This window comes from Microcystis sp. LE19-195.1E, assembly GCF_027532095.1.
Taxonomy (GTDB): Bacteria; Cyanobacteriota; Cyanobacteriia; order Cyanobacteriales; family Microcystaceae; genus Microcystis; species Microcystis aeruginosa.
Genome location: NZ_JAPZSZ010000168.1, coordinates 1 through 4,469 on the forward strand (window position 1 = coordinate 1; position 4,469 = coordinate 4,469).

A 4,469-nucleotide genomic window follows, 5' to 3' on the forward strand; every position below is an offset into this window, starting at 1 on the left:
GTGGTCAACTACCTAATTTTCAGGGAAAAAGTACCTGAATTTTCCCCCCTATCCCCGCAATGGCTGGCACTTTTTGAGGGGCAAAAAGTCCAAAAGTCTTATCCAACAAGGTTTTTAGATTTATTCAGCAAACCCTAATTAATTGTGCTTAGATACTTACATTCTAAAAAAAGTTTCTGTATTTAAAATTACTTTTTACAAAAAAACACAAAATAAGACCTCTTATAAAAATCAAAAATTTTTGTTATGGTTATGAGTCGGTCGTCAGGAGTCGGTCGTCAGGAGATAGGAGACGGGAGACGGGAGACGGGAGACGGGAGATGATTTTTATTTATTCTCCCCACACCCCACACCCCACACCCTACACCCTCTTTCAAGTCAGTAGCCAGTAGTCAGTAGTCAGGAGAATTAGGAATGAATAATAATCAAGTAAATGCCCCATTTAGGGATTTTATGCAGTTTTATGTCTATTTTTGTCATTTTTGAACTCTCAAAAATTAATTAGGCAAGAAGTCTATGTGGTAAATTTAGCTAATTCTCAATCTAAAAATGTTTATGACCACAACCACCCCCGAGAGTAACTCAATCTATCCCGTGCGTTGGCAAGATAATAAAGTCTGGCTGATCGATCAAACCCGTTTACCCATGGAGTATGGGGAAGTTGAGATCACCAGCAGTGAAGCCATGGCCCGGGCGATCGAAACGATGATTGTCCGCGGCGCCCCGGCCATCGGGGTAGCGGCTGCATACGGTATGGTTTTAGGAGCGCAGGAAATTACCACCGACCAGACAGAAGAATTTCTGGCCGATTTAACTAGAATAGCCGATCGATTAGCCCAAACCCGGCCGACGGCGGTGAATTTATTCTGGGCGATCGAGCGAATGTTAAAAGTGGCCAGGGAAAGTGGCCCAGAAGTGGCAGTAATTACCAAAAATCTCCTTGAAACTGCCCAAAATATCCAAAAAGAAGACGTGGAAACCTGTCGGGCGATCGGTCACCATGGTTTATTGGCGCTGCCGGAGCAACCAGAAAAACTGACAATTTTAACCCACTGTAATACTGGTTCCCTAGCCACGGCCGGTTATGGTACTGCTTTAGGGGTAATTCGTTCCGCTTGGACGGCAGGGAGATTAATACAAGTGTATGCAGACGAAACCCGGCCGCGGCTGCAAGGGGCAAAATTAACCGCCTGGGAATGTCTGCGGGAGGGAATTCCCGTCACCGTGATCACCGATAGCATGGCGGCCCACTGTATGCAGCAAAAACTGATCGATGCGGTGATCGTTGGGGCCGATCGCATTGCGGCCAATGGGGACACGGCCAACAAAATTGGCACCTATTCCCTTGCGGTGGTGGCAAAAGCTCATCATCTGCCTTTTTATGTGGCCGCGCCTCTATCGACGGTGGATTTTTCCCTTAAGGATGGTACGGGGATACCGATCGAACAGCGCGATCGTGCCGAAATTTATCAGGTGGGGACAACTACCCTTTGCCCTAGAGATGTTAACTTTTATAACCCCGCTTTCGATGTTACTCCCGCCGCTTTAATCACCGCTATCATCACGGAAAAAGGAGCGGTAACACCGGCTGAATTAATTTTTTTACAGGAATCCTAGGGGTAAGCTTTTTCCCTACTGATACCATTTTTATTTGTTTATATCGATTGGCACAGTGGGGAAAAATTCCGCCTCAATCCAATTGGAGGTGACGGCCAAGGGCGAAAAATAGACAAAAACTCCCTCTATCCATAAACTAAAGGACTAGAGTAATTTTGAGAAACTATCTAGTTATCAATAGAATAGTTTGAATTAATTATTGATTACTTAAATCAAGAAACTATAAATTATTTATTAGTTTTAGATTATTTTTTTGTTAATATAGGCTAAAAAATTAATTAAACCAGAGCTTGGTTCTATTCTAGGAAAATCCAAGCAGATCAAAGATGTATTCTTCTTAAAATTATCTTGGCTCTTCTCGACTTTGTGTGATAATTTTTGCCGATGAAATTCTGAAATGTTTACTGGGAAAGACTTTTAGGGCTATTTTGTTGAATAAATAAACTATCAGTATAGGCCTCGTTTCCACACAGAAACCAGAAAAGCCAAATCCTTGCCTAATCGAGATTTGCATGATATTATAAATAAATAATTAAAGCAGAAAATTTCAAGTAAATTTGGGTAGATTTGAGTAGATTTTAGGGGAGGCTAAGTATATTGGCAATCTCTGCTTTTAGTAACTAGAAATAAAATCAACCGGAAAAAGGGGATTGCCGAATGAAGATAAGAAAGTGGAATTCAGGGAACGGGGAACGGAGTAAAGTCAATGTTTAGGATCGGCTCTAATAATCGAAAAGCCAAAATTATCAAATCATCACTTACTTCGGCGAAACTGGTCAAAAAATATGGATAAAGTGCGGGTTATCGTTGTAGAAGATCACGATTTAACCCGCATGGGGTTAGTGGCGGCTCTCCAGCATCAGGAAGGTATTCAAGTGGTAGGGGAAGCGATCAGTGGATTACAGGGACTGAAACTGTTAGAGGAGACTAAACCCGATGTAGCGATCATCGATATAGGTTTACCCACGATCGATGGGATCGAGTTAGTGCGACGCTTCCAACAAAATCGGGGCGAAGACCCCCTGGCCACGAAAATCCTCATGCTAACCATGCACAAAACCCAAGAACAGGTTTTAGCGGCTTTTAGTGCTGGGGCTGATTCCTACTGTATGAAGGATACTAGCATTGATAAGTTAATCGAGGCGATTTATTCCACCCACGAAGGCAATCATTGGCTTGACCCTGTGATCGCCAATATTGTTCTGCAACAAGTGCGCCAAAATGTTCCCGTGGGTGCGGCTGCCGAGACCAAAACAGTGATAATTCACGGCCTTGACCGAGAATATCACCAATTGCTGGAAAATGCCCCCCTAACGGCACGAGAGCTAGAAATTCTCGATCTGATTGTTGCGGGTTTTAGTAACGCCCAGATTGCCAGCCGACTCTATATCACCATCGGCACCGTGAAAACCCATGTCCGCAATATCTTAAATAAACTCTCTGTGGATGATCGGACTCAAGCGGCAGTGCTGGCCCTGCGATCGGGATTAGTGGATTAAAAAAAACCGGCATCCTACCCGGGTAGGATGCCAGTTCGGTGAAAACTAGAAACTAGACTGACGCTGCCACTTTTGCTTCGGCTGCCATTAGTTTTTCGTAGGTTTCACGCATTTTGAGACCGACTAACACTTGGAATAAACCCGTACCATTGGTAGAACCGGGATAATCCTTGTGTTTGAGCAGTAATTCCGTCATTTCACCGTAGTATTTAGTGCCGGTTTTGCTCAAATGGCTTTCGATGTAGATCATTTCTTCGAGGTTATCGAATTGACCATCTAGTTCCAGAATCGACACTTCATTCCCCAAGAAGCCATCTGGACCATAGTAGAGTTTAATGCCGGGATAAGCGCAGGTCAATTTACGACCACAGGGCCGCCAATCGATGGTGGAACCTTCATCAAACAGATAAGCGGGTTCAAAGTTTTCTACCCCTTCTTTCTGGATTAAACGGACCCGTAGTAATTTACTTTCGTGATCTTCGAGTAATTGGGTGGGCAGCACCTGAATCACCACGTCAGCGTACTGTCTCTGGGGATCGATATAGGCACTGAAATCCGGTTTTCTAGAATTAATGGCCGCCATCACATCATCATAGGTGTGACCGCGCTCGGCCATATCCCGTTGAATTTTCCAGTTAACTTTGACTTCATCGCTAATATCGAGATAAACGCTGAAATCTAAGAGGGACCGGACTCGTTCATCATATAAGGGGTGCAGTCCCTCGATCACGATTACCTTATTCGGTTCGATGATTTCGGGGGGATCGATCATCCCCGTTTCATGATTATAAATAGGTTTATTAATGGCTTGACCTTCCTTGAGAGCTTTAATCTGCTCGTACATCAGGTCAAAGTTATTCGCTTTCGGATTGAGTGCGGTGACACCCACCTCTTTTCTCTGTTTGCGATCGAGGCAATGGTAGTCATCTAAACAGATCACTGTCATAAACTCGGCCCCGAATAAATCCGTCAAACGACGTAAAAAAGTAGATTTCCCACAGCCGGAGTCCCCAGCTACACCGATTAGAACCACGCGCTCTGGCTTATTGGCCATAGTTTCCCTCTAAATACACGACTAATTGTTAACCCATAGTAGTAATTAAACCAGACTCTGGATCCAGCAGCACCCCGCCGCCACAAATTTCTGCTGCTGACAGGTTCGGCAAGAGTCTCACGCTAGATTGACATCCTCGCCGCCGTAAAACGGACGGCGATTCCCAAACCTCACGATTTGGGTTTCTGCTTCTTTCCCTTGCGGGGTTCCGCACCTGCCTTAACAGATTTACTCTGTTCTGGTCTTATGGTCGCTCTACAGACTGACACCGCAAGCCCTGCGGCCAAAATATTTTTACT

General features: G+C 44.5%; 3 protein-coding genes and 1 pseudogene. 2 read left to right on the forward strand and 2 right to left on the reverse strand.

What is annotated here, in order from left to right:
- Positions 1–555 precede the first annotated feature (555 nt).
- Both mtnA and O9300_RS09890 read left to right on the forward strand, forming a co-directional pair.
- The gene (mtnA, locus tag O9300_RS09885; RefSeq protein ID WP_287971488.1) at positions 556–1,617 is read left to right on the forward strand and encodes an S-methyl-5-thioribose-1-phosphate isomerase; all 1,062 of its coding nucleotides are present in this window, start codon (positions 556–558) and stop codon (positions 1,615–1,617) included.
- Between the two features lie 785 nt (positions 1,618–2,402).
- On the forward strand, positions 2,403–3,116 hold the full coding sequence (locus O9300_RS09890; RefSeq protein ID WP_287971490.1) for a response regulator: 714 nt from the start codon (positions 2,403–2,405) through the stop codon (positions 3,114–3,116).
- 52 nt (positions 3,117–3,168) lie between these two features.
- On the opposite strand, the gene O9300_RS09895 is transcribed toward O9300_RS09890, so the two are convergent.
- Both O9300_RS09895 and O9300_RS09900 read right to left on the reverse strand, forming a co-directional pair.
- Positions 3,169–4,170, reverse strand: coding sequence for a phosphoribulokinase (locus tag O9300_RS09895; RefSeq protein ID WP_079210290.1), 1,002 nt, complete (start codon positions 4,168–4,170; stop codon positions 3,169–3,171).
- 170 nt (positions 4,171–4,340) lie between these two features.
- A pseudogene (locus O9300_RS09900) lies at positions 4,341–4,469 on the reverse strand (RNA-guided endonuclease TnpB family protein); the annotation flags it as partial.

Coding starts and splice junctions, on each gene's coding strand:
- mtnA (WP_287971488.1), top strand. CDS start 556: ATGACCACAACCACCCCCGAGAGTAACTCAATCTATCCCGTGCGTTGG.
- O9300_RS09890 (WP_287971490.1), top strand. CDS start 2,403: ATGGATAAAGTGCGGGTTATCGTTGTAGAAGATCACGATTTAACCCGC.
- O9300_RS09895 (WP_079210290.1), bottom strand. CDS start 4,170: ATGGCCAATAAGCCAGAGCGCGTGGTTCTAATCGGTGTAGCTGGGGAC.